Origin of the sequence: Mesorhizobium sp. IMUNJ 23232 (assembly GCF_044326205.1) — a bacterium.
Classification (GTDB): domain Bacteria; phylum Pseudomonadota; class Alphaproteobacteria; order Rhizobiales; family Rhizobiaceae; genus Kumtagia.
The window spans coordinates 72936-96189 of the sequence record NZ_JBIRCY010000019.1 but is presented as its reverse complement, the minus strand read 5'-3'; the positions used below and the strand labels follow the sequence as shown (position 1 = coordinate 96189).

General features: G+C 63.9%; 22 protein-coding genes. 9 read left to right on the top strand and 13 right to left on the bottom strand.

Features of this window, described 5'->3' with window-relative positions; all coding sequences use genetic code 11:
• Positions 1-19: 19 nt before the first annotated feature.
• The 6 genes from ACH196_RS16250 to ACH196_RS16225 all read right to left on the bottom strand — a co-directional run bounded on the left by ACH196_RS16250 (position 20) and on the right by ACH196_RS16225 (position 6241).
• Entirely contained in the window at positions 20-1279 is a 1260-nt protein-coding gene (locus tag ACH196_RS16250; protein ID WP_396647951.1) for a tetratricopeptide repeat protein, read from the bottom strand.
• 153 nt (positions 1280-1432) lie between these two features.
• Positions 1433-2278 carry an ATP-binding cassette domain-containing protein gene (locus ACH196_RS16245; protein WP_396647950.1) on the bottom strand — a complete coding sequence of 282 codons (846 nt, stop codon included), beginning with the start codon at positions 2276-2278 and terminating at the stop codon, positions 1433-1435.
• Positions 2279-2290: 12 nt separating this feature from the next.
• Positions 2291-3070 (bottom strand): ABC transporter permease subunit, encoded by a 780-nt coding sequence (locus ACH196_RS16240; RefSeq protein WP_396647949.1) that lies wholly within the window; start codon positions 3068-3070, stop codon positions 2291-2293.
• A complete protein-coding gene (gene ssuD / locus ACH196_RS16235; protein ID WP_396647948.1) occupies positions 3067-4239 on the bottom strand; it encodes an FMNH2-dependent alkanesulfonate monooxygenase in 1173 nt (390 codons plus the stop codon). The genes ACH196_RS16240 and ssuD overlap by 4 nt, the downstream gene beginning before the upstream one ends.
• Positions 4240-4268: 29 nt before the next feature.
• The gene (locus ACH196_RS16230; RefSeq protein ID WP_396647947.1) at positions 4269-5231 is read right to left on the bottom strand and encodes an aliphatic sulfonate ABC transporter substrate-binding protein; all 963 of its coding nucleotides are present in this window, start codon (positions 5229-5231) and stop codon (positions 4269-4271) included.
• 56 nt (positions 5232-5287) lie between these two features.
• On the bottom strand, positions 5288-6241 hold the full coding sequence (locus tag ACH196_RS16225; RefSeq protein ID WP_396647946.1) for an aliphatic sulfonate ABC transporter substrate-binding protein: 954 nt from the start codon (positions 6239-6241) through the stop codon (positions 5288-5290).
• Positions 6242-6628: 387 nt separating this feature from the next.
• Between ACH196_RS16225 and ACH196_RS16220 the strand changes: the two genes are divergently transcribed.
• From ACH196_RS16220 to ACH196_RS16195, 6 genes are all read left to right on the top strand, one after another.
• Positions 6629-7624: a sulfate ABC transporter substrate-binding protein gene (locus ACH196_RS16220; protein WP_396647945.1), complete on the top strand. Its 996-nt coding sequence runs from the start codon at positions 6629-6631 to the stop codon at positions 7622-7624.
• Between the two features lie 211 nt (positions 7625-7835).
• Positions 7836-8717 carry a sulfate ABC transporter permease subunit CysT gene (gene cysT / locus ACH196_RS16215; protein WP_396647944.1) on the top strand — a complete coding sequence of 294 codons (882 nt, stop codon included), beginning with the start codon at positions 7836-7838 and terminating at the stop codon, positions 8715-8717.
• A gap of 2 nt (positions 8718-8719) precedes the next feature.
• On the top strand, positions 8720-9592 hold the full coding sequence (gene cysW, locus ACH196_RS16210; protein ID WP_396647943.1) for a sulfate ABC transporter permease subunit CysW: 873 nt from the start codon (positions 8720-8722) through the stop codon (positions 9590-9592).
• The gene (locus tag ACH196_RS16205; protein ID WP_396647942.1) at positions 9589-10605 is read left to right on the top strand and encodes a sulfate/molybdate ABC transporter ATP-binding protein; all 1017 of its coding nucleotides are present in this window, start codon (positions 9589-9591) and stop codon (positions 10603-10605) included. Before cysW ends, ACH196_RS16205 begins: the two co-directional genes overlap by 4 nt.
• 627 nt (positions 10606-11232) lie before the next feature.
• Positions 11233-11682, top strand: coding sequence for an RrF2 family transcriptional regulator (locus tag ACH196_RS16200; RefSeq protein ID WP_396647941.1), 450 nt, complete (start codon positions 11233-11235; stop codon positions 11680-11682).
• Between the two features lie 34 nt (positions 11683-11716).
• Positions 11717-13066 carry an FAD/NAD(P)-binding protein gene (locus ACH196_RS16195; protein WP_396647940.1) on the top strand — a complete coding sequence of 450 codons (1350 nt, stop codon included), beginning with the start codon at positions 11717-11719 and terminating at the stop codon, positions 13064-13066.
• Between the two features lie 515 nt (positions 13067-13581).
• On the opposite strand, the gene ACH196_RS16190 is transcribed toward ACH196_RS16195, so the two are convergent.
• The 7 genes from ACH196_RS16190 to tauA form a co-directional block, all read right to left on the bottom strand.
• Positions 13582-14583: an LLM class flavin-dependent oxidoreductase gene (locus ACH196_RS16190; protein WP_396647939.1), complete on the bottom strand. Its 1002-nt coding sequence runs from the start codon at positions 14581-14583 to the stop codon at positions 13582-13584.
• 90 nt (positions 14584-14673) lie between these two features.
• Positions 14674-14823, bottom strand: a complete 150-nt coding sequence (locus tag ACH196_RS16185) for a hypothetical protein (RefSeq protein ID WP_396647938.1) — start codon at positions 14821-14823, stop codon at positions 14674-14676.
• A gap of 114 nt (positions 14824-14937) precedes the next feature.
• Positions 14938-15267, bottom strand: coding sequence for a hypothetical protein (locus tag ACH196_RS16180; RefSeq protein WP_396647937.1), 330 nt, complete (start codon positions 15265-15267; stop codon positions 14938-14940).
• A 112-nt stretch (positions 15268-15379) separates the two neighbouring features.
• Positions 15380-15562 carry a hypothetical protein gene (locus ACH196_RS16175; protein WP_396647936.1) on the bottom strand — a complete coding sequence of 61 codons (183 nt, stop codon included), beginning with the start codon at positions 15560-15562 and terminating at the stop codon, positions 15380-15382.
• A gap of 214 nt (positions 15563-15776) precedes the next feature.
• Complete coding sequence (locus ACH196_RS16170) at positions 15777-16574, bottom strand: ABC transporter permease subunit (RefSeq protein WP_396647976.1); 798 nt, start codon at positions 16572-16574, stop codon at positions 15777-15779.
• Positions 16575-16657: 83 nt separating this feature from the next.
• Entirely contained in the window at positions 16658-17425 is a 768-nt protein-coding gene (locus ACH196_RS16165; protein WP_396647935.1) for a taurine ABC transporter ATP-binding protein, read from the bottom strand.
• A 95-nt stretch (positions 17426-17520) separates the two neighbouring features.
• Positions 17521-18534, bottom strand: a complete 1014-nt coding sequence (tauA, locus tag ACH196_RS16160; protein WP_396647934.1) for a taurine ABC transporter substrate-binding protein — start codon at positions 18532-18534, stop codon at positions 17521-17523.
• Between the two features lie 369 nt (positions 18535-18903).
• On the opposite strand from tauA, the gene ACH196_RS16155 reads away from it, so the two are divergent.
• The 3 genes from ACH196_RS16155 to ACH196_RS16145 all read left to right on the top strand — a co-directional run bounded on the left by ACH196_RS16155 (position 18904) and on the right by ACH196_RS16145 (position 23177).
• A complete protein-coding gene (locus tag ACH196_RS16155; RefSeq protein WP_396647933.1) occupies positions 18904-20328 on the top strand; it encodes a pyridoxal-phosphate dependent enzyme in 1425 nt (474 codons plus the stop codon).
• Positions 20325-21491, top strand: a complete 1167-nt coding sequence (locus tag ACH196_RS16150; RefSeq protein ID WP_396647932.1) for a trans-sulfuration enzyme family protein — start codon at positions 20325-20327, stop codon at positions 21489-21491. The genes ACH196_RS16155 and ACH196_RS16150 overlap by 4 nt, the downstream gene beginning before the upstream one ends.
• A gap of 186 nt (positions 21492-21677) precedes the next feature.
• Positions 21678-23177: a hypothetical protein gene (locus ACH196_RS16145; protein ID WP_396647931.1), complete on the top strand. Its 1500-nt coding sequence runs from the start codon at positions 21678-21680 to the stop codon at positions 23175-23177.
• Positions 23178-23254: the final 77 nt, after the last annotated feature.

Below are 23254 nucleotides of genomic sequence, written 5' to 3'. Positions count from 1 at the left end.
GCGAGGCGCACCGGTCCGTTCATGCGACCAGCGGCAGCCCCATCTGGGTAACCTTCTTCAGGAACTGCGGCGTCGTGCGCACCTGCTTGAACGCCGGGTCGATGATGAAATCGAAGACGTCGCCTTCGTAGCGCTCGAGCGCGAGTTGCAGATGTGTCGCGGCGCCGGATGCGTCGTTATTGAGGGCGTAGAGATGGGCCATGCCGTAAGCAGGCACCTCCCCCGTCTCGCCATTGTGCTTTGCGGCATCGAGCATGGCCTCGGCCATTCCCGCCTTGCCGGATGAGGACAGCCCCTTGCGCCCGGCGTCGACGATGGCGCGCGCGGCCCCGCTCGGGTGCAAGCTCACCAGCCTGTCGAGGAATTCCAGATAGCGCCCGCCGTCTCCCCGCGCGAGATAAAGATAGGTGAGGCCCTTGTAGGCCATCTGGTAGTCCGGCTCGTTCGACGCCAGCTTCAGCAGCATTTGCTCGGATGTGTCCGAATTGCCCAAGGCGAACAGGATGTAGGCCTTGGCCGATATGATCGACCGCGACTGGGGATCGAGGTGCTGGGCCTGGTCGATCTCGGCAAGCGCCTCGCGCGGGTATCCGGCGAAGAGCAGGGCTTCGGCAAACCAGTGGCGCGTCAGCGCCGAATTCGGGTTGAGCCGGCGCGCATGCTCGAAGCGCCGCAAGGCGCGGTCATATTGCAGCAGCCAGAAGAACTCGATGTTGGCAAGAACGGTCTGGGCCTGTTCAAGCGCCGGATCCAGTGCAATCGCCCGCTCCACCGCTTCCAACGCGCGGATATAGCCCAGCTTCTGCGTCGTCGCGCCATATTCTCCGGCCAGCTTATGGGCGACAGCCAATGCCGTATGCGCGTGGGCATAGTCCGGGTCGAGGGCCACCGCCGCCTGCAATATGTCGACAGCTTCGGTCAGGCTTGCGCGTGTCCGCTTCTGCCAGAGATAGGTCCCTTCGAGATAAAGCTCCCGCGCCGCGGTAGAGGGTTCATGGGCATCGCCGGGCGACCGCGCGCCGTTCAGGCCGGAATGCACGCGCGGCAGCACCCTGACATCGAGTCCCGGCTGCGTTCCGCGCATATTGAGCCATGCCGCCAGCGCGTGACGGTCGGCGAAGACCGTCCCCTTCGTGCCGGGCATGCGCTGCACGGGCATGCCGCGCTGCTTTTCCCAGCGCTTGACCGTGCGTTCGTCCTTGCCGAAGAACGCGGCAATGTCCTTCCAGCCGTTCAGCAAGTGGTATTCGCCGCCCGAACCCATATGGCCCAGCGACATCCGAGATGTCCTGTTTTGCCCCATCGTCTCCCGAACTGCTTGCCCCAAGGCGCCGGGTCGCCTCTCTGCTTGAGAGGCTAACGCTTCGTGACCCGCAACGAAAGCGCGATCACATTGATTTGACAGGCAAACGGGCGGTGACGGATTCGCCCTTCAGCCCAGATGAGCCTCCGCCACTGCCGTGGGACCGTCCGCCCGGCCGTCATTGCCGAAAAGCTGGTCGAGGATGCGGCCTTCGAGCCGCGCGAGTTCGGCCGAGCCATGGCGGCGCGGGCGAGGTACGCTGACGTCGACGTCGAGCGCGATGCGGCCCTGGTCGATCACCACGACACGGTCAGCCATCGCCACCGCCTCCGCCACGTCATGGGTCACCAGAACGGCAGTGAATTTCTGCTTCAGCCAGATGCGTTCCAGCAATTGCTGCATCTCGATCCGGGTCAGCGCGTCCAGCGCGCCGAGCGGTTCGTCCAGCGCAAGAATCTTCGGCTGCCCGACCAGGGCGCGCGCCAGCGCCACGCGCTGCCGCTGGCCGCCGGACAATACCGAAGGCCACTCGCCGGCGCGGTCCGCAAGTCCTACTTCGCCCAGGATGTCGAGAGCCCTGCCCCGCGCTTCGGCGCCCTTGGCGATGCCGGTCAGGCCGACCGCGACATTGTCGGCGACGCGCGCCCAGGGCAGCAGCCGCGGCTCCTGGAACATGATACGCGTATGGCCAAAGTCCGTCTGTCCGCTGCCATGGTCGAGCGTGCCGGAGGTCGCCCGGTCGAGGCCGGCCAGAAGCCGCAGCAGGGTCGACTTGCCGCAGCCGCTCTTGCCGATGATTGCCAGGAACTGCCCGGCCTTCACCTCGAGGTCGATGCCGTCGAGCACGACCTTTTCGCCGAATTTTTTCCCGACATTGCGGAACGAGAACGCCGTGGATGGAACCGGCGAAGGCACGAGTCGCGCCACCGAAGCTGCCTCAAAGGCTTTTCGGGCGGCGGTGGTCGCAGCGGTCATTCGGAAAAATCCTCATGCGGTCTGGAAAGCCGGATGCCATTGCAGCGAAAGCCGCTCGAGCAACCGGGCAAGACTGTCGGCCAGCTTGCCGAGCAGCGCGTAGATCAGGATCGACAGCACAACGACGTCGATCAGCAGGAACTCGCGCGCCTGCATGGCCATGTAGCCGAGGCCCGACGAGGCCGAGATGGTTTCGGCAACGATCAGCGTCAGCCACATGATGCCCAGCGCATAACGCAGGCCGACGAAGATCGCCGGCAGCGCGCCGGGCAGGATGACACGCGAGAAGAGCTGGAAGCGCGTCATGCCGTAGATGCGGCCCATCTCCACCAATTGCGGGTCGACACTCTGGATGCCGAGCAGCGTGTTCACATAGATCGGGAAAAAGACGCCCAGCGCCACCAGGAAGAGCTTTGCCTCCTCGTCGATGCCGAACCACAGGATGACCAGCGGGATCAGCGCCAGATGCGGGATGTTGCGGATCATCTGCAATGTCGTGTCGGTCAGCCCGCGCGACAGCGCCGAGACACCATTGGCCAAGCCGAGTACGAAGCCGATCGAACCACCGATGGCGAAGCCGGCAAGCGCGCGGGCGGTGCTGACCCCGATATTCTCGATCAACTCGCCAGAGATGAGCAGGCGCCAGAACGCTTCCGCCACAGCGGAGGGCGCGGGCAGCACGTTACCGGCGATGAAGCCGGTGCGCGACGCCAGTTCCCAGACCGTGACGATGACGATCGGCAGCAACCAACCGAGGCCGCCCTGCCCTATCCTGCCGAAAGTCCGATTCATGAGGAGGCCTGTAGCCGGTGGGCGCCGTGGTGGCCGACTGCGAATTCGTTGGCGATTCTGTCACCGACCCGACGGCGCGCAGTGCCGAGCCCGAGTTCGGGGAACAGCAGTTCGGCGACGCGGTAGGCCTCCTCCAGATGCGGGTAGCCGGAGCCAATGACCGTGTCGATACCAACCGCCTGATATTCGCGGATGCGCTCCGCGACCTGTGCCGGCGTGCCGACCAGCGCCGTGCCCGCGCCACCGCGCACCAGCCCGACGCCGGCCCACAAATTGGGGGCGACCACCAGCCGGTCGCGGCGGCCGCCATGCAGCTCGGCCATGCGCCGCTGGCCGACCGAATCCATCTCCTTCAGGAATCGCGCCTGCGCGTTCTCGATCTGCGCGTCGGTGACATGGCTGATCAGCTTTTCCGCCGCCGCCCAGGCCTCGTCCTCGGTCTCGCGCACGATGAAATGCAGGCGGATGCCGAAACTCAGCTTGCGGCCCTTCGCTGCCGCCTTGGCCCTCGCGCGCGCCAGTTTTTCGGCAACGGAATGAACCGGCTCGCCCCAGGTCAGATATTTATCGACCTGTTCGGCCGCCAGATACTGCCCGGCGTCGGACGAACCGCCAAAGAACACCGGCGGGATCGGCTTCTGCACCGGTAGTATGTCCAGCCGTCCGCCTTCGACGCGGTAATATTTGCCGTTGAAGTCAACCTGTTCGCCCGACAACAGACCGCGCCAGACTTTTAGGAATTCATCGGCTTGTGCGTAGCGCTCATCATGCGGCGTGAACACGCCGTCGCCGGCAAGCTCCACCGGATTGCCGCCGACCACCACGTTGAGCAGCAGCCGCCCGTCGCTCAGCCGGTCGAGCGCCGCCGTCTGGCGCGCGGCAAAGGCCGGCGACACGACGCCCGGCCTCAGCGCCACCAGGAATTTCAGCCGCTCGGTATAGGTGGCAAGGCCGGTCGCGGTGATCCACGAATCCTCGCAATTCTGGCCGGTCGGCAAGAGCACGCCGGGAAAGCCAAGCCGGTCAACGGCTTGCGCTATCTCCTTGAAGTAGCCGAATTCCGGCGGGCGCTGCTGTTTCTCCGAGCCGAGATAGCTGCCGTCGCCATGCGTCGGGATGAACCAGAAGAAATCGAGCGGCCGGTCCTGCGATACGGTGGAAAGACTCATGCTGGCTCCCTTGGCTTGCGGCGGGCCGCTCAGTTCGTCGGCGCCGCCCAGACGATATCGCGGACATTGATCTTGTTGGGGATCAGCTTCAACTCGTAAAACGTGTCGGCGATCGCCTGCTGCTGCGCCACCACCGCGTCGGAGAGCGGACCCACCTCGATCCGGTAGCGGTCGATCGCGGCCCTTTGCGCCGCGAGGTCGATGCCGGTCGCCTCGGACGAGATGCCGGCAAGCTCGTCCTTGTGCTCCGCCGCCCAGCGGGCGACGCCCGACAATTCCTCGACGGCGGCTTTCAGCACATCGGGATGTTCTTCCGAGAACGCCTTGCTCGCGAGGTAGAACGAATTGCTGTCCAGGCCGTCGGCAGTGGTCACCAGCGGCCGCGCATTGTGCTTGGCCTCGGCGATGGCAAAATACGGATCCCAGACCGCCCAGGCATCGACGCTGCCGGTGGTGAAGGCGGCCACCGCGTCGGCCGGCGCGAGAAACGCCGGCACGACGTCGGAATAGGCAAGGCTTGCCTGCTTCAGCGCCTGCACGGTGAAATTATGCGAGCTGGAGCCTTTTCCGAAGGCGACCTTTTTGCCCTTGAGATCGGCCACCGATTGGATCGGCGAATCCTTCGGCACGAGAATGGCGTTCTGCACGGCCGGCGAGCTTGCCGCATAGACGAGTTGCGCACCCGCCGACTGCGCGAGAATTGGCGGCGTATCGCCGGTCACGCCGAAATCCACGGCGCCGGCGCCCAGCGCTTCCAGCAGCGGCGGGCCGAACTGGAACTCGACCCACTTGACCTCCTCGACACCGAGCGCCTTCAGCCTGGTCTCGAACACCTTCTGCTGCCGGGCGGCGACCAGCAGGCTGCTGCTCTTCTGGTAGCCGATGCGGAACTCTTTTGGCGCGTCCGCAGCCTTGGCGGGAGCGAGCGACAAGCCAGGCGCCAGCAACGCCGCGCCGAGAAAACCGGAAAGCAGGAAGCGTCTGTTGAGCATGGTCTTCGCCTTTCGAGAAGGATTTACCGGGACAACGGGTCTGCGTCGAAGGTCGATCAGTTGCCCGGCGGCGTCCACACCGCGTCGGCAATCTTGATGGCGTTGGGGATCAGTTTCAGCTTGTAGAAGCGGTTGGCGGTCGCCTGCTGGTTGGCGATAATCTCGTCGGTGATCGGAAAAATGCCGAACTCGGCGCGGTTGGCCGCCAGCGTCTGGGCTTCCAGAGGCACGCCGGTCACCTCATGCAGGGCGGCGGCCACCTTGTCGCGGTTGGCGTCGGCCCATTCAGCAGCGACTTTCAGCGCCCCGACCACCGTGGTGACGGCAGCCGGATTCTCCTTGGCGAAATCGCGGTTGGAGAGGAAATAGGTGTTGACCTTCAGCACTTCGGGCGAGCGCACCAGAACGGTCGGCGTGTAGCGCGTCTCGGCGATGGCCAGGAACGGATCCCAGATCGACCAGGCGTCGACCTTGTCGCTGGCAAACGCCGCCGCCGCGTCGGCTGGCGCCAGATAGACCGGCTCGATCTGGTCGAAGGTCAGCCCGTTCTTCTCAAGGGCCGCGATCAGCAGGTTGTGAGCGCTGGTGCCCTTGCCGACCGCGACCTTCTTGCCCTTGAGGTCTGCGACCGACTTGATGCCGGATTCGGCCTTGGCGACGATTGCCTCGCCGCCGACATTACCGGGAAGTGCCGCGACATAGACGATAGCCGACCCCGCCGACTGGCCGAAGATGGGCGGCGCGTCGCCGGTCCACCCCACATTGATCGCGCCGACATTCAGCGCCTCGACCAGCGGCGGGCCGGCGGTGAACTCCACCCACGAGACGGTTATGCCCTGCGGCTCCAGCGCCTTTTCGATCAATTGCTGCTGGCGGGCGATGACCGGCAGGCCGGTCTTCTGGTAGCCGATCTTGAGTTCCTTCAAGTCGGCGGCATGCGCCGCGCCCGCACCCAACACCGTGGCGGCCAAGAGGCCTGCCGTGAAGATGCGCCGTGTGACCGAAAACATTGACCCCTCCGTTTCGGGCGACATTCATTCCCGCCGCGATCTGATTGAATGAGGTCATGCTAGGTAATTCTATCAACTCTATAGAGGTAAAATGTTTCGAAATTAGGTCGTGACGGAGAAGTATTTTGCGCCTGTCCGCCCTTGCGTGCTCAGATCGGCTGGAAACAACACCAGACGCCATCCCTGCCGGGGCAAGGCCCCGTCGGAAAACGTTGCGCCCTCGTCAGATCGAACGCCAGGTAATAGGTAATATTTTCCCGCACATCTGCCATCATTGGATGGATTTTCTATTCGCGGACCCAGGCTGGGCTCCGCCGTCTCTCTCATCGCGGACAGCAGGCCACTATCTTGGCGAGCATCAGACAACATCGCTTGGGGAGACCTTTCATGAAACGCCTGCTGCTCATCGGCGCCGCCTTGGCCGCGCTCGGCATCGGCCCGGCAAACGCTGAGGATAAGCTGCTCAACGCCTCCTACGACGTGGCGCGCGAATTGTTCGAGGACGTCAACGCCGCCTTCATCCCGAAATACAAGGCCGACACCGGCAAGGATGTCACCATCGACCAATCGCATGCAGGCACTTCCAAGCAGGCCCGCGCCATCGTCGAGGGACTGGAAGCCGACGTGGTCACTTTCAACCAGGTCACCGATATCGACTTCCTGGTGAAGAACGGTTTTGTCTCCGACGACTGGCAGAAGGATTTCGCCAACAACGCTTCGCCCTTCTATTCGCTGCCGTCCTTCCTGGTGCGCGCCGGCAACCCGAAGGGCATCAAGGACTGGAACGATCTCGTCCGCGACGACGTGAAGGTCATCTTCCCCAATCCAAAAACCTCCGGCAACGCCCGCTATACCTATCTCGCCGCCACCGCCTACGCCAGGGAAGCCTTCAAGGGCGACGAGGAGAAGGTGAAGGCGTTCGTCACGAAACTCTTCGACAACGTGCCGGTGTTCGACACCGGCGGCCGCGCCGCGACGACGACCTTCGTCGAGCGCGAGATCGGCGACGTGCTCATCACCTTCGAATCCGAGACCACCGGCATCAGAAGAGAGTTCGGCGAGGACAAGTTCGAGCAGGTCGCGCCCTCCGTCAGCCTGCTGGCGGAATTTCCGGTGGCGATCGTCGACAAGGTGGTCGACAAGCACGGATCGCGCGACCTGGCCAAAGCCTATCTCGATTTCCTCTACACGCCCGAAGGCCAGAAGATCGCGGCCGAAAACGGCAACCGCATCAACGACGAGGCGGTCGCGGCCGAATTCAGGGACAAGTTCCCGAACGTGCGCCTCGTCACCGTCGAGGACGTGTTCGGCGGCTGGCCGGCGGTCCAGAAGGAGCATTTCGCGTCCGGCGGCCTGCTCGACCAGATCTACGGCGAGCGTTGACCTGAAGCGTCGTTTCGGCTTGATGGCCGGCGGGTCTCTTGGACCCGCCGGTTTTTGTTTTTCTCCACCTGTTGTTGTTGATGCCCGCGCTTCTTCACACCCCCTTCTGTCCTGCCGGACATCCCGCCGGCGTCACCCTCCCCCTTGTGGGGAGGGTCGGCAAGCACGCCGAGCGACGCGAGGCTTGCGAGACGGGGTGGGGGTCGTAAGCATGGAATCTTCACCCCGCTCCGCTGCGCGGAACGACCCTCCCCACAAGGGGGAGGGTAAGAAACGCCGCCGTGTTCTCCCCGGCCTGCCGCTCTCTCTCGGCATCACCCTGTTCTATGTCGGCCTAATCGTCGTGCTGCCGCTCGGCGCACTGGTGTTCCATGCAGCCAGTCTCGGCCCCGAAGACTACTGGCGCATCGTTTCCTCGGCACGCGCCGTCGCCAGCTACCGCGTCACCGTGCTGTCGGCGCTTGCCGCCACCGCCTTTAATCTCGTCTTCGGCCTGGCGTTGGCCTGGGTTCTGGTGCGCTATTCCTTCCCTGGCAAGCGGCTGGTAGACGCCATCGTCGACCTACCGTTCGCGCTGCCCACGGCGGTCGCCGGCATCGCGCTCACCACCCTGTTCGCGCCGAACGGCTGGTTCGGTTCCATCCTCGGCGAGGCCGGCATAAAGATCGCGTACACGCCGCTCGGCATCATGGTCGCCATGTCCTTCACCAGCCTGCCATTCATCGTGCGCACGGTGCAGCCGGTTCTGGAAGACCTCGACCCGACGCTGGAGGAGGCCGCGCAGACGCTCGGCGGTTCCGACCGCTCGATCTTCCTGCGCGTCATCCTGCCGCTATTGATGCCCGCCTTGCTCGCCGGCCTGTCGCTGTCCTTCGCCCGCAGTCTTGGCGAGTTCGGCGCCATCATCTTCATCGCCGGCAACCAGCCGATGTCGACCGAGATCACCGCCCTGCTCGCCTTCATCCGGCTGGAGGAATATGATTACCAGGCCGCCGCCGCGATCGCCTCGGTGCTGCTCGTCACCGCCTTCCTGATGCTCGCCTTCACCAACCTGCTGCAGGCCCGCGCGCTGCGCTACACGGTGAGGAACTGACCATGCAGCCGGCAAAAAGACGCCCTCCCCGCGTCGGCGACAGTCTGGCCGTGCGCCGCACGCTGATCGGCTTCGTGCTCGTCGTCGGCGCGCTGCTCATTCTGGCGCCGTTGATCGTCATCTTCGCGCAGGCGGCTTCGCTCGGCCTCAACGGTTTCCTGAAAACCATCGGCCACCCCGACACCCGCCACGCCATCATGCTCACCGTCGTCACCGCGTTAATCGCCGTGCCGATCAACACCGCCTTCGGCATCGCCGCCGCTTGGGCGATCACCAAGTTCGACTTTTGGGGTCGCCGCTTCCTGCTGGTGGTGATCGAGATTCCGTTCTCGATCTCGCCCATCGTCGCCGGTGTCGCCTACCTGTTCGTCTACGGCCTGCAAGGCCTGTTCGGCCCCCTGCTGGAAGCCTGGGACATCAAAATCCTCTTTGCGCTGCCAGGCATCGTGCTGGCTTCGATGTTCGTCACCGCGCCCTTCGTGGTGCGTGAACTGGTGCCATTGATGCAGGCGCAGGGCCGCGACCTGGAGGAGGCCGCCACCTCGCTCGGCGCATCGGGCTGGCGCACCTTCTTCTCGGTCACGCTGCCCAACATCCGCTGGGCGCTGCTTTACGGCGTGGTGCTATGCAACGCCCGCGTCATGGGCGAGTTCGGCGCCGTCTCGGTGGTCTCAGGCAATATACGTGGCCAGACCAACACGCTGCCACTGCATATCGAGTTGCTCTATCACGACTACCAGACGGCCGGCGCCTTCGCCGCCGCCTCCATCCTCACCGTGCTCGCCCTCGTCACCATCGTCGCCAAAGTGTTTCTGGAGCGCCAGGGCGCCGGCCGCCGACCGGCGCTCGCCGCGCCCACTGGAAAATCCGCATGAAGATTCGTCTCGACAACGTCGTCAAAACCTTCGACACGTTCCGCGCCGTGCACGGCGTGTCGCTCGACATCGAGAGCGGCGAACTGCTGGCCCTGCTCGGCCCCTCGGGCTCCGGCAAGACCACCATCCTGCGCATGGTTGCCGGTCTCGAATATGCCGATGGCGGGCACATTTATTTCGGCGACCGGGACGCCACCGACATTCCGGTGCGCGACCGCGGCGTCGGTTTCGTCTTCCAGCACTACGCGCTGTTCCCGCACATGACGGTCGCCGAAAACATCGCCTTCGGCATGAAGGTCTCGAAGGTGCGCCGCTCCCCCGCCGAGGTTTCGGCTCGCGTTGCCGACCTGCTGCGGCTCGTTCGTCTCGAAGGGCTTGGCGAACGCTTCCCGACTCAGATTTCCGGCGGCCAGCGCCAGCGCGTGGCTCTTGCCCGCGCGCTTGCCGTCGACCCGAAAGTGCTGCTGCTCGACGAGCCCTTCGGCGCGCTTGACGCCAATGTGCGGCGCGACCTCCGCCGCTGGCTGCGCGATATCCATGGCGAGCTCGGCATCACCACGATCTTTGTCACCCACGACCAGGAAGAGGCGCTCGACCTCGCCGACCGCGTCGTCATCCTCAACGAAGGCAAGATCGTGCAGCAGGGAACGCCGGAAGAAGTCTGCCGCAACCCCTCCTCCGCCTTCGTGATGAAATTCCTCGGCGACACCAACCGGCTTTCAGGCAACGTGAAAAACGGCGTCGTTTCCATCGGCGGCATCACGCTGGACGCCGCCGGCTGCCAGGACGGCGCGGCGGAAGTCTACGCCCGGCCTGGCGATCTCGACTGGTCACGTGAAAGCGGTATTCCTGCCTCCGTTCTTCGCGTCATCGACCGGCCCGACGGAAGGCGGCTGGTGGCCCGCACGGCGGGAGGCGAGACGGTGGAGCTTGACGTGCCTCCGGAGACGGTCGTGCGGGCCGGCGAAAGCGGCTTTCTGCGCATTGTGCGGATGAAGGTTTTTGCGGCTTGAGGTTCCGGTGCGCCGGCGATGTACCTCAGAGGATTCGCCCCTAATCGCCGACGTTGGCGATTGGCGGAAACGGCCCTCCCGTCGTCATCCTCGGGCAAGCAGGAGCGAAGCGAACTGCGCGACCCGAGGACCCATGCCATACCGGTGGCGAAGTGCACCGCCGGGGCAGAACCCCACATGCGTATGACGCCGATGCCGAACCGGCGAAATCCGGCGACGGAAATGCAGCGGGTCCGAAGCGGCTAACGGGAGACGCGACAACGACATTCTGGACCGGAACTCGAACGCTCAAGTCCGGTGGCAGCGGGCGGAGCAGGCCGACAGCGCGCCGTTGCAATCGACCGGCCACGGCCCGTAGGTTAAACTCGCTTCCAATTTCCTATCTTTTCTATAGACTTTAAGCACAACCTGTCGCCAGCACGCTCACGCCAATGAGACAGCCTTTGCCGGAAAGTTACCTTCCCCAGTGTCAAATTTGCCGCTTCGGTCGCGAAAATGACGAAAAATCAACGCATTTGCACTTGTTTATAGATTCACTGGAATTTATGCGTAACGGATGTGGATCATCGATCGGGCATCCGGGGCGATCGGTTTCTTCCTCAGGCAACGCAAAGACAGTTTTCGACGATGCTCACCAAAAAAGGCAAGTATGGGCTGAAGGCTCTGGTCCACTTGTCGCAGATGCCCGAAGGCCAACTCGCATTCGTCAACGACATCGCCACGACGAACAACATCCCGAAGAAATTTCTGGATGCCATCCTCGGCGAGCTGCGCAATGCCGGCTTCGTGCAGAGCCGCAAGGGCAAGGACGGCGGCTACCGCCTGTCGCGCTCGCCGGCGGAGATCAAGATCGGCCACGTCGTGCGCGTTCTGGACGGCCCGCTGGCGCCGATCCCTTGCGCCAGCCACACGCAGTACCAGCGTTGCGAGGATTGCGACGAGGCGACCTGCCAGGTCCGGCACATGATGCTGGAAGTGCGCCACGCCATCGCCAATGTGCTGGACAACCGCAGCCTCGCGGAAATGCGCGACGCGGCCAACGACGATGTCGCGGCCCTGCTGAAATATCACGCCTGACGGAGCACGGCGCCTCGCTTGGCGGGGCGCGCGCATGAGCGAGCGCCCGCGCTCCTCGATCGCCATCGTCGGCGGCGGCGCTAGCGGCGTGCTCCTCGCGGCACACCTGCTGAAGTCGCCTAACCCGGACCTCCGTGTCACCCTTATCGAGAGGGCGTCCGCCTTCGGCCGCGGCCGCGCTTATTCGACCGCCCTGCCCGACCATGTGCTCAACGTCAGCGCGATGGGCATGAGCGGTTACGCCGACGATCCCGAGCATTTCTGGCGTTGGGTGCAGGCGGAAGAGATCGTTACCGACGACAACCCGGCCGTCTACCTGCCGCGCGCCGTCTACGGCCGCTATCTTGAGGAACTGCTTGAGAGCAATCTGGACCGCGAAAGCGCGACCGGCCGGCTGCGCCTTGTCCGCGAAACCTGCCTCGGCGTGTCGCCGACACCGTCGGGGGTCGACGTCAAACTGGCGAACGGCACCAGCCTCGCCTGCCATGCCGTGGTACTGGCGGTCGGCCATGACGAGGAGCCCTCGCCCGAGCATCCGCTCGCCATCCGTATCGATTCGCCTGACGACAGGCCGCTTGATCCGAATGCCCATGTCCTGATACTCGGGACAGGATTGAGCATGATCGATGCCTGGCTGACGCTGGAGCATCGCGGCCATCGTGGCGAGATCGTTGCCGTGTCGCGGCGCGGCCTGCTGCCCTCCACCCACCGCAAGAGCAAGCCGATCCGGCTCGATATCGCCGACGTGCCGCTCGGCACCGAACTGTCCTATTTCGTCGGCTGGCTGCGCGACCTGATCCGCGCCACGCAAAAGGCCGGCGGCGACTGGCGCGACGTGCTGGATGGTTTGCGGCCATTCAACCAGCGCATCTGGCAAAGCTGGCCGGCCTCGGCCAAGCGCCGCTTCGTCGAGCACACAAAAGCTTGGTGGGATATCCACCGCCACCGCATGGCGCCGCCGATCCATGCGCGCCTGACCGAAGCCGTCGAGGCCGGCCGCATCCGGCTGGTCGCTGCGCGCGTCGAAGGCATGACCGAACAGGGCGACGGCATCGCGGTGCGGCTTCTGCATCGCCATTCGAAAACGCCGGAAACGCTCGTGGTCGATCGGGTGTGTGATTGCACAGGCATCACCAAGGATCTTTCGGTGGGTTCGATCGCGGTGGTCCGTGACCTCATCGAGCGTGGGCTCGCGCGGCCCGACCCGTTGCGGCTTGGGCTGGACGTAACCGAAAATTGCGCCGTCATCAGTGAGAACAATTCCGCCTCCGCGAAACTCTTCGCGGTCGGTCCGCTGACCCGCGGCACCTTTTTCGAGATCGAGGCCATCCCGGACATCCGCGCCCAATGCGCCCGGCTGGCGAAGGTGCTGGTGGGCAAGTGAGACGGCGAGCAGTTTCATCGTCCGTGCCGCCGGCGTCCCCCTTCGTGTAGCCTCTCACCGGCGCCCGCTGGAAACACAAAGCTCAACGCGGCAAGGCATTTGCAGCGCCGGCTATTGGCGAAACCGTCGATGAACCGCGTCCTTCTCCCCGTGTGCTACGTTGGAGACTTCACAGCCCGGATTGGCAGCCGGCCTGTCCCCCGCGGTCGCAATTTTTCGACGATATCTGAAGCGTGCCAGACCACCGTCACGATGTTAAGGATTATTTTCCTATATTTTGCGTTTGCGCGCGCGTAGGCTTTCCACCCGAAATCCCATCTCGGTCGGGCCGAAACGGCTTTTTCCGGGAACATGTCATGCTTGTGAGGGGGCTGGTCATGCTTGTAACGGAAAAATCGCGCGACGCGCCGGCTATCCCATTGATCCGGCCCGGTTTTCCAAGCATGACGTTATTTCGCACCGAACGTATCGGCGCTTGGACAGCTCGGTTTTCTGATCGGCAAAGCTATTGAAGATCAATGCCTTGCGACGCCAGTCTTATTTGCTGACCTCAACGGAACGGATTCCGCCGGCTGCGGCCATATCGCCAACACCCTGTCGCGCCTTGCAGCCGAGTTCCTGACGATCGGGATGACCCGTTCGCCGAAATCGGCGATCGCCTCCCGCTCGTTCAGGCCGCCGATCATGAACTCGCAAACGCCTAGTGAAACATAGGGCAGCAGCGCCAGCGCAATACGTTCCGACGAACCGCCGCGGATTGCCGCACCGAGGTCGCCTATCCCTCTCGCATCGCCGCCTTGCTGCGAAAGCTGGTCAAAGCGCAGCGGCAGCGCAAATCTCAGCCGCCCCGTCCGCCCGCATTCCGTCGCTGCCTGGCAAACCCGCTGGACGATGTGGCCTATATGGTCCGGTGTGGCGAAGGGGAGCTCGAACACGTCGGCATGGCGCCCGGCGGCGCGGAAGGCCGTGCCGGACAACCCGTTCATCCGAAATGGAATTTCGGCTCCACGCGGTCCCTTGCGCGCGACAAATCCGTTGCGCATGCTGTAGGCCGGCCCCTCATGGTCGAACGGCCGATCATTCGCCCAGAGCCGTTTCAGCAGAACAAGATATTCGTCGGTCCTTTGCAAGGTCTCGACATGGCCGGCCGGTTCGCCATTCACCCCGCTGTGGGGAGTGGTCATGATTCGGATCGACAGTCGCCCGTGGCTGAACGCATCCAGCGCCGCCAACTGCCGCGCCGCAACGGTCGGTTCTACCGCGCCGGCCCAATGGGTCAGCGAAATATCCAGCGCGCTGGTGCTGCGCATCGCCTGTGCGGCAAGGTCCATGTTGGTCAACAGACCGGCGGCATCGTCTACAACCACCCGGTCGAAACCGGCCCGCTCGATCGTCGTTAGCCGCTGCTGGGCCTCGCGAATGTCGAAAAAGAACGGAGTTGCCGCCTCGCCAGCGGTGGCGCGGAAAGGTCCGGGGACGTGCGTGAACTCGATATGCATGGAAAGTTCCTCCGTCATTTCAACGCCTTGGCGACGCACGACATACTGAAGAACTGCGGACCAACCCCTCAAAGGTTCAGATATGGGATGTCGGGATGCGGGGCGGCCTCAGGGAATGAGGCCGAGCACAAGCGCGGCGGCGAAAGCTATCGCCGCGATGAAGACGGCATGCGCCGCCAGCGAGGCGAGCGAACCGTGGCGCGATGCGGTCGCGCGGGGTGCCGTCTGGGTTCCGCCGAGATGATGGATGTTCGCCATGGCAGCCTCCTCTTTCATTCTTAGTCTATAAAATTGGTAGATTTTGTCTATTCCGATTTTTCGGCGTTCTATAGAATCTTAAACTCAGGAACAGCGAAAAATTGGAACAAACTTTCAAATTTCTGTCTCAGTGCGCAGGCGCTCGACGCAGAGCGCACGCATGAGGAACGCCGCCTCGGCATAGACCGCATCATCGGCAAGGTCGGACGCGCGCGTCCCGAGCACGTCCCTTACGGCGTCCAGCGTCCGTGACGGGATCAGATCCGTGCAGGTGCGCATGCGGCCAAAGACCGAGCTGATGGGGATTGCCCTGCCTTCGAACTCCACAGCCGGTTCGTCGTGGGTAAGGCCCCATTCCTCATAGGCGTCGAGCGCCTCCTGGAACGCCTGATGCAGGAAAATCGGGGCATGTCCTTCATACAGAGGGGGAAGAACTCGTGTCATGCTATTCTCCTCGCTCGATTTTTCGCAATAACCACGCGGATCACACGACCTTCCGGCCGCTGATAACGCCTCTGCCCGCAAAAGGTTGTCGCCTGTGGAAATCAGAACGGCCTTACCAGTGGCCGTTCATGCAGAAGCCCCAGTAGAAGCTTTCGTCGCGGGAAAGCCGGCGGTCGTCATCACCGTCGTCCTTGTCCCCTGCTTCACCCGCCCGCCGCGGCGCAGGGTCGGGAAAAAGAGCTTCACGCAGGCTGTCCAACAGGGACCGGAGCGGGCTCTGGCTGGTCTGTGTCATCGTCAACTCCTCATCGAGCGGTTGCGGGATGGATGGTTGGCAGAACGGCACTTCCGTCACGAAGTATGACTCGACATTTCACGATGTCAACCAATGTCTACAAGATTTGTAGAATATTGAATCGGAACAAGGGTTTAGCCGTCCTTAGTTTGCCGTTTCTGCTCCGGCTCAGCGGGTCGGAACGTGAATGTCAGCCGCAAGTCAGGGCAAATCACTAGTCGCGCCCCGCCCAGGGAACGAGCACGGCCTCAATGCGCCGAATCCCGAATTCGAGAATGAATGCCACGCCTGCGATCACGAAGATGCCCATGATCACCACGTCGGTGACCAGGAACTGCGCCGCCGACTGGATCATGAATCCAAGCCCCCGCGTCGCCGCGATCAATTCGGCCGCCACCAGCGTTGTCCAGCCGGCACCGAGCGCGATGCGCAGACCTGTCAGGATCGACGGCAGTGCGCTGGGCAGGACGACGTGGCGGATGACTTGGCTCCTGCTTGCACCCAGTGTGCGTGCGGCGTTCAACCGTTCGCGGTTGACGCCGCGGACGCCGGCCGCCGTGGAAAGCGCGATCGGCGCCAGCATGGCAATGGCGATGACCAGGACCTTGGACGGCTCGCCGATGCCGAACCAGATGATGATCAGCGGCAGATAGGCAAGCGGCGGTATTGGCCGCAGGAATTCGAGCAGCGGGTCGAATATGCCGCGTCCGACCGTGCTTGTGCCGATCGCGATACCCACCGGAATGCTGACAGCGAGCGCAGCGATCAGAGCGGCGAAGACCCGCCCGAGGCTGGCGGCGAGATGGACCGCGAGCGAGGCGTCGACGAAACCGTCGCGGGCCACCATGATGAATTTGATCGCGACCGCAAGCGGCGATGGCAGGAATACGGGCGAGACCAATTGCAGATAGGCGGCGACCGCCCATGCCCCAACGAGGACGGTGACGGTGAGCAAACTGACCTGGCGCGCCGTCCAGCCGCGCCGGCGTCTTCCGCGTCCCGGCGCCGACAACGTATCGGCTCGCGCGGAGGAAGGTGCAGCAGGTTCGCCTGCCCTGACGTCGGCGAGCGGCGCATCTGTATTGGCGATAATGCTCAAGCAAACTCCCCGTCGAAAATCGCGTCGGCGAGTTCCGCCCGCGCGGCGACGAAATCGGGGTCGGCCTTGATCGAGCGGGCCAGTTCGCCGGCCGCGTAGCGCCGTCCAAAGCCCGCGTCGATCTGCCGGACCACTCGGCCCGGGCCAGGCGCCATGACGACGATGCGCGTTCCGAGGAACAGCGCTTCCTCGATACCGTGCGTGACCATCAGGACGCCGGTCGGCCGCGCCGACCAGATGTCGAGCAGCAGCGTCTGCATGCGCTCGCGCGTCAGCGCGTCGAGCGCCCCCAGCGGTTCGTCCATCAACAGGAAATCCGGCTCGGCGGCCAGCGCTCGCGCGAGACCGACGCGCTGGCGCATTCCGCCGGACAGTTCCCATATCGCCTTGCCGCCATAACCTTCCAGCTTGACCTGCCGCAGCAGTTCGTCGCTCTTCCGGTGGCGTTCGCGCTCGTCCACGCCGCGCATTTTTAGCGCGAAGCCGACATTCTCGCGGGCACTGAGCCACGGAAACAGCGCGTCGTTCTGGAACACCACGGCGCGGTCGGCTCCGGGACCGTCAATCGGCCGTCCGTCCACTGAAGCGCTGCCGGACGTGGGCGCGACCAGGCCGGCCGCGACGTTGAGCAGCGTCGTTTTTCCGCAGCCCGACCTGCCGGTCAGCACCACGAACTCGCCTGACGCCACAGCGATGGAAGCGTCCACTACGGCGGGCTGCCCGTCATAGTGCACGCCGACCTTCGCCAGTGTGAGTTTCGTCATGTCATTTCACTTTGCCTCCGCCCTGCCCGCCCCGGCCGAAAGCCAGGACGGGCTGAGGTCGCGCCGCTTGGGAGGATGCATGCGCGCGGTTGGTGCTAGTTCGAGGCGAGTGCCTCGGTGACGTATTTGGCCGATACATACTTGCTGTAGTCGGGCAGCACGGCGTCGATCTTGCCCTGCTCCTTCAGGAACTCGGACGTGGCGGCGATCGCCTTGACGGTCTCACCGCCAAGGAACTTTTCCGACGCCTGGTCGGCGAGCGACGGGAAAACATAACCCTTGAGCAGCAGCGGGATGTCGTCGAGCTTCGCGCCGGTGAGCTTGGCGATCTTGCCGGCTTCGGCCGACGACGTGTTCCAGGCTTCCGGCTTGGCGAGGAAGGCGTCATAGGCAGCGCCTGTCACCTTGACGAAATCGCGAACCGCCTCCGGATGCGCGGTGGCGAAATCGGTCCGGACGATCCATGCGTCGAATGTCGGAGCGCCCCACTTCGCCACTTCAGCGGAATCGACGACGATCTTGCCGCTGGTCTTGATCTGGCCGAGCGCGGGATCCCACACATAGGCCGCGTCGATGTCGCCGCGTTCCCACGCGGCCGCGATCTCCGGCGGACGAAGGTTGAGGATCTCGACCGACTTGGGATCGACGCCTTCATGCTTCAACGCGGCAAGCAGGCTGTAGTGGGTCGTCGAGACGAACGGCACGGCGACCTTCTTGCCGGCAAGGTCGGCGACCTTTTCGACGCCCGTGCCATTGCGGGCGACAAGCGCTTCCGATTCGCCGATCAGCCCGACGATGAAGATGGTCTCGATCGGCAGCTCGCGGCTCGCCGCCGCCGCCAGCGGACTGGAGCCGACATAGCCGATGTCGACGGAACCGGAAGCGGCCGCGGCGATGACATCAGCGCCCGAATCGAACTTTCGCCAGTCGATCGCAGCGCCCAGCGTCTTTTCATAGACGCCGTCCGCTTGCGGCACCTTGGAAGGCTCGACGACGGTCTGGAATCCGATGGTGACTTTCAGGTCTTCGGCGCTCGCGGGACCCTGCAGGGCCAGCGCGGAGAGTGCCGTTGCCGCTGCCAGCAGCGTCCGGCGGGTGATCGTGCTCATGGGCGTGTTTCCTGTCGTGTGAAATGGAATGCCCAACAATCCTGCTGTTTTCTATAAAATCTGTAGAGTTAATCTATTCCAACTTTGCCGGTACATCAGGAAAATTTGCTTTGCCGGTTCATCGAAACGCGAGGGTGGCCGGCCGAAGCGCTTGTCGTTGGCGACAGTCGGGTGAACTCTTGTGGTATTCCGGCCCGCGCAAACCGATTCCTGATTCTGCACTGCAAATGGAGGAATTTACCTTCGGCAGCCCGGGCCGCTTATGAGAAGAGAACGCGTCGGCAACGGAATGCCAGGACAATACGTTTGCTGCTACACCATGAGCCGCGGCAAACTGCGGCGGATCGATCGGAACAGGGAGGCTTGGGAATGAGTGCCCATTCGGACAAGGCGCGGCAGGATGGCAGGAGCCGGCTGAGGCCGCCGTATCGGTCCGTGCTCGACCTGATCGGTGAGACGCCGGTGGTCGAACTGACGCGCTTCGACACCGGCAAATGCCGGCTGTTCATCAAGCTGGAAAGCCAGAATCCCGGTGGCTCGATCAAGGACCGCATCGCACTGTCGATGATCGCCGACGCCGAGCGTAGCGGCAGGCTGGCGCGCGGCGGCACCATCGTTGAAGCCACCGCTGGCAACACCGGGCTCGGCCTTGCCCAGGTAGGCATTCCAAAGGGTTATCACATTATCCTCGTTGTTCCCGACAAGATGTCGCGCGAAAAGATCCAGCATTTGCGCGCGCTTGGCGCCGAGGTGCGGATGACCCGCTCGGACGTCGGCAAGGGCCATCCCGAATATTACCAGGACATGGCGGAGAAGATCGCGGCCGGCATTCCCGGCGCCTTCTACGTCAACCAGTTCGCCAATCCCGCCAACCCGCTGGCGCACGAGACGACGACCGGACCCGAGATATGGAACCAACTCGGCGGCGATGTCGACGCGGTGGTTGTCGGCGTCGGCTCGGGCGGCACGTTGACCGGACTCGGGCGCTTCTTCGCGAAAGTCTCGCCGAAGACCGAGATGGTGCTGGCCGATCCGGTTGGCTCGGTGCTGGCGCCCTATGTGAAGACCGGCAAACTGGAAGAGGCCGGAAGCTGGACCGTGGAAGGCATCGGCGAGGATTTCATTCCGCCCAATGCCGACCTGTCTTTCGTCAGGAAAGCCTATTCGGTGACCGACAAGCAGAGCATGCTCGCCGTCCGCGACCTTCTCTCCCGCGAAGGTATCCTTGCGGGATCGTCCTCCGGCACGCTGCTGTCGGCGGCGTTGCGCTACTGTCGCGAGCAGACTGTCGCGAAGCGCGTCGTCACCTTCGTCTGCGACAGCGGCAACAAGTACCTGTCGAAAGTCTTCGACGATTTCTGGCTGGCTGAGCAGGGGCTTGCCGAGCGCGAGCAGCATGGCGACCTGCGCGACCTCGTCGCCCGCTCGCATCGCGAGGGCGGCACCGTGCTCGTCGGACCGGACGATACGCTGCTCACCGCCTATGGCCGCATGCGCCGCGGCGACGTCTCGCAGCTTCCGGTGCTGGAGAACGGAAAGCTGATTGGAATCATAGACGAAAGCGACATCCTTGCCGTGCTGGAAGGCCCTTATGACGGCCGCTGGGACCGCTTCAACGCGCCGGTGCGCTCCGCCATGACCGCCGACCTGCACACGTTGCAGACTACCCAGACGTTGGATGCGCTGCTGCCGGTCTTCGAACGCAACGAGGTCGCCATCGTCTTCGACGGCGACGAATTTTTTGGCCTGATCACCCGGGTCGACCTGATCAACCATCTGAGGCGTACCCGATGAGCACGCATAAGAACCGCCTGGCCTTTTCCACCCGCACCATCCATGGCGGCCAAAGCCACGACCCGACCACGGGCGCGGTGATGGTGCCGATCTACGCCACCTCGACCTACGGCCAGCAGAGCCCCGGCGTGCACAAGGGCTTCGAATACGCCCGCAGCCAGAACCCGACGCGCTTCGCCTTCGAGCGCGCCGTCGCCGACTTGGAAAGCGGTACCGCCGCCTTCGCCTTCGCCTCGGGCCTGGCGGCGATCGCCACGGTTTTCGAACTGCTCGACAGCGGCGCGCATATCGTCGCGACGGACGACATCTATGGCGGCACTTTTCGCCTGCTGGAGCGGGTCAGAAAGCGCTCCGCCGGCCTTCAGGTCAGCTTCGCCGACTTCACCGACCTTAAGGCGGTGGAGGCGGCGATCCGACCGGAAACAAAACTGCTGTGGGTCGAGACGCCTACCAACCCGCTGCTGAAGATCGTCGATCTCGAAGGCATTGCTGCGCTGGCGAAGCGGCGCAATCTGCTGTCGGCCGCCGACAACACATTCTGCAGCCCCTACCTCCAGCGGCCGCTTGAACTCGGCATCGATATCGTCGTGCATTCGACGACCAAATATCTGAACGGCCATTCCGACATGGTCGGCGGCGTCGCGGTGGTGGGCGACAACCGCGACCTCGCCGACCGGCTGAAGTTTTTGCAGAACGCGATCGGCGCGATCTCCGGGCCGTTCGACAGTTTTCTGGCGCTGCGCGGCTTGAAGACACTGGCGCTGCGCATGGAACGGCACTCGGCCAACGGCCTGAAGATCGCCCAACGGCTTGAGGCGCGGAAGGATGTGCACCGGGTCATCTATCCCGGCCTTGCCAGCCATCCGCAGCACGAGATCGCCAGGCGGCAGATGTTCGCATTCGGCGGTATGATCTCGGTGGAGCTCGACCGCGATCTTGCGGGCACCAAGCGATTCCTCGAGCGCACCCAACTCTTCACGCTGGCCGAAAGCCTGGGAGGCGTCGAAAGCCTGATCGAGCACCCTGCCCTGATGACGCATGGCTCGATCCCACCCGCGCAGCGCGCCGCGATCGGCATTTCCGATTCGCTGGTGCGGCTGTCGGCGGGCATCGAGGACGGCGATGACCTGATCGCCGATCTGGTGCAGGCGCTGAAGGCATAGCGCTATCGCCTTGCACGACGCGTTGTTTGTGCACAGCGCTTTTCGATACGGCGGTTCAAATCCTCCGTTCGCACCGTATTATGGCGGCGAATCTGGAGACGATCCGACATGCCCAGAAAAGCCAAAAAGCGCGCGCCGGCAAAACGGCCCGCCCCAAACTTTGGACCTCTGTCGATCGATCCGGATATGCTGCAGCAATTGTTGTCCGCGCTGGAGGGGCATGGCGCACAGAATGCGTCGCTTGCCGAGGAACTCCAGACCTACATCGCCGGCTTGGTCGATGACGATGCGGGTGAAAGCGGCGGCCAGGAAGCGTTCGGCCGCGCGGCCGACTTGCAAAACCTGCTGACCGAAATACGCATCGCCGCCAACGGTGGCGATCGGGATGCACGCGAGGAACTGGAGGAAGGACTCGCGGTCGTCGAGGCCGCCGCGGAAGCCGGCGATCTGCCGGGGCACGCGATCATGGTGTTGTTCCAGATATTCGGCGAGGCGGAGGTCGATCCGGGCGACGCGCTGCGGAAGGCAATGCTGATCAACGTCGATGCCGACCGCCAATCGGATGTGCCTGTCGAACTCCGCCTGTCGGACGCTGCCGCGGATCTGGCAGAGCTGGATGAGGACGTTGCGCAAACGTCCTTCGCCGCCATGATCCGCTACATGCCGAAGCCTGCGCGTTACGATCTCGTGCATGCACTGGGTGGGCGCGTGGAAGATACGTCACGGACCATTCTGCTGGGATGCCTGCTGGATTCCGATCCCGACCTCGTGCGCATCGCCGCCGAAGGGCTGATCGCCAGCGCCCGCAACGCGCCGGTGCCGAGCCGCCTCGTGGAGCGCCTGGTGCTGATCCGGGGACTGGTGCCCGCTCCAATACACCCGGCAGTCGACACCACCATCGCCGCCTTGCGGCCAAAGGCCTCTGCGCCGGTCGCGCGTGAGCAACTGCAACTCGTCAAATGCGTCGCCTCGATTTGCGACGGTGCGGGCGCCCAGTCGCTGCTCGCGCTGATGCGCCGGGGCAAGACCCACGTGATGGTCAGCTTCATGGTCAAGACCCATTCGGGTCTCGCCGATGCGATGGTACTCAACGATTTTTCGAAGCGGGAGTTCGACGCGATCGCCAAAGGAATGGGCATCGTGATCGTGCCGGTGTCCCTGGCGCTCATGCAACGGCGCCTGGCGATCGCCCTGGCCGTCAACCACGAAAAGGGCGCTGCGGCGACATTCGGCTTCGTTCAGGCGCTGGAGGCTCTCGGAATTGCGGCATTGCGGCCTGATTCGATCGAAACCGAGGCCCTGCTTGACGAGCTTTTGACCGAAAGCACCTCGCTTGTCCCGCTGACCCTGGCAGAGGCCGCGGCCCGTCTCGACGATATGGAGTTGACGGAAACCTGGTTCGAGGCCGGTCCGGATTGCGACGAGCGGCTCGACCGTTTGCGCGGCACCAAGCAGCGGCACAAGGCAGCGCTCGCCTATATTGAGGAGCGGCGGGCTTTTTGGGCCGCGCAATGCGCAAGCGCGGCGCTCGTCCTGCGCGACAGCGGCAAGCCGTTCGGCCCGCTCTGGCAAGACTTCGCGGTAATCGGCAGGCACTTCGCCGGCCGGGAGCCCGTCGCGAACAACCCACTCGCCCATGCCATGGCGCAACGCACCGTCGAGGCGCACGAAAGTCAGAGGTATTGATGATCTCGCGGCGCGCCGGCAATTCATCTCCGGCATCGCGAATCGGAAGCGATGCGGCTATCTGGCTATCGACTTGA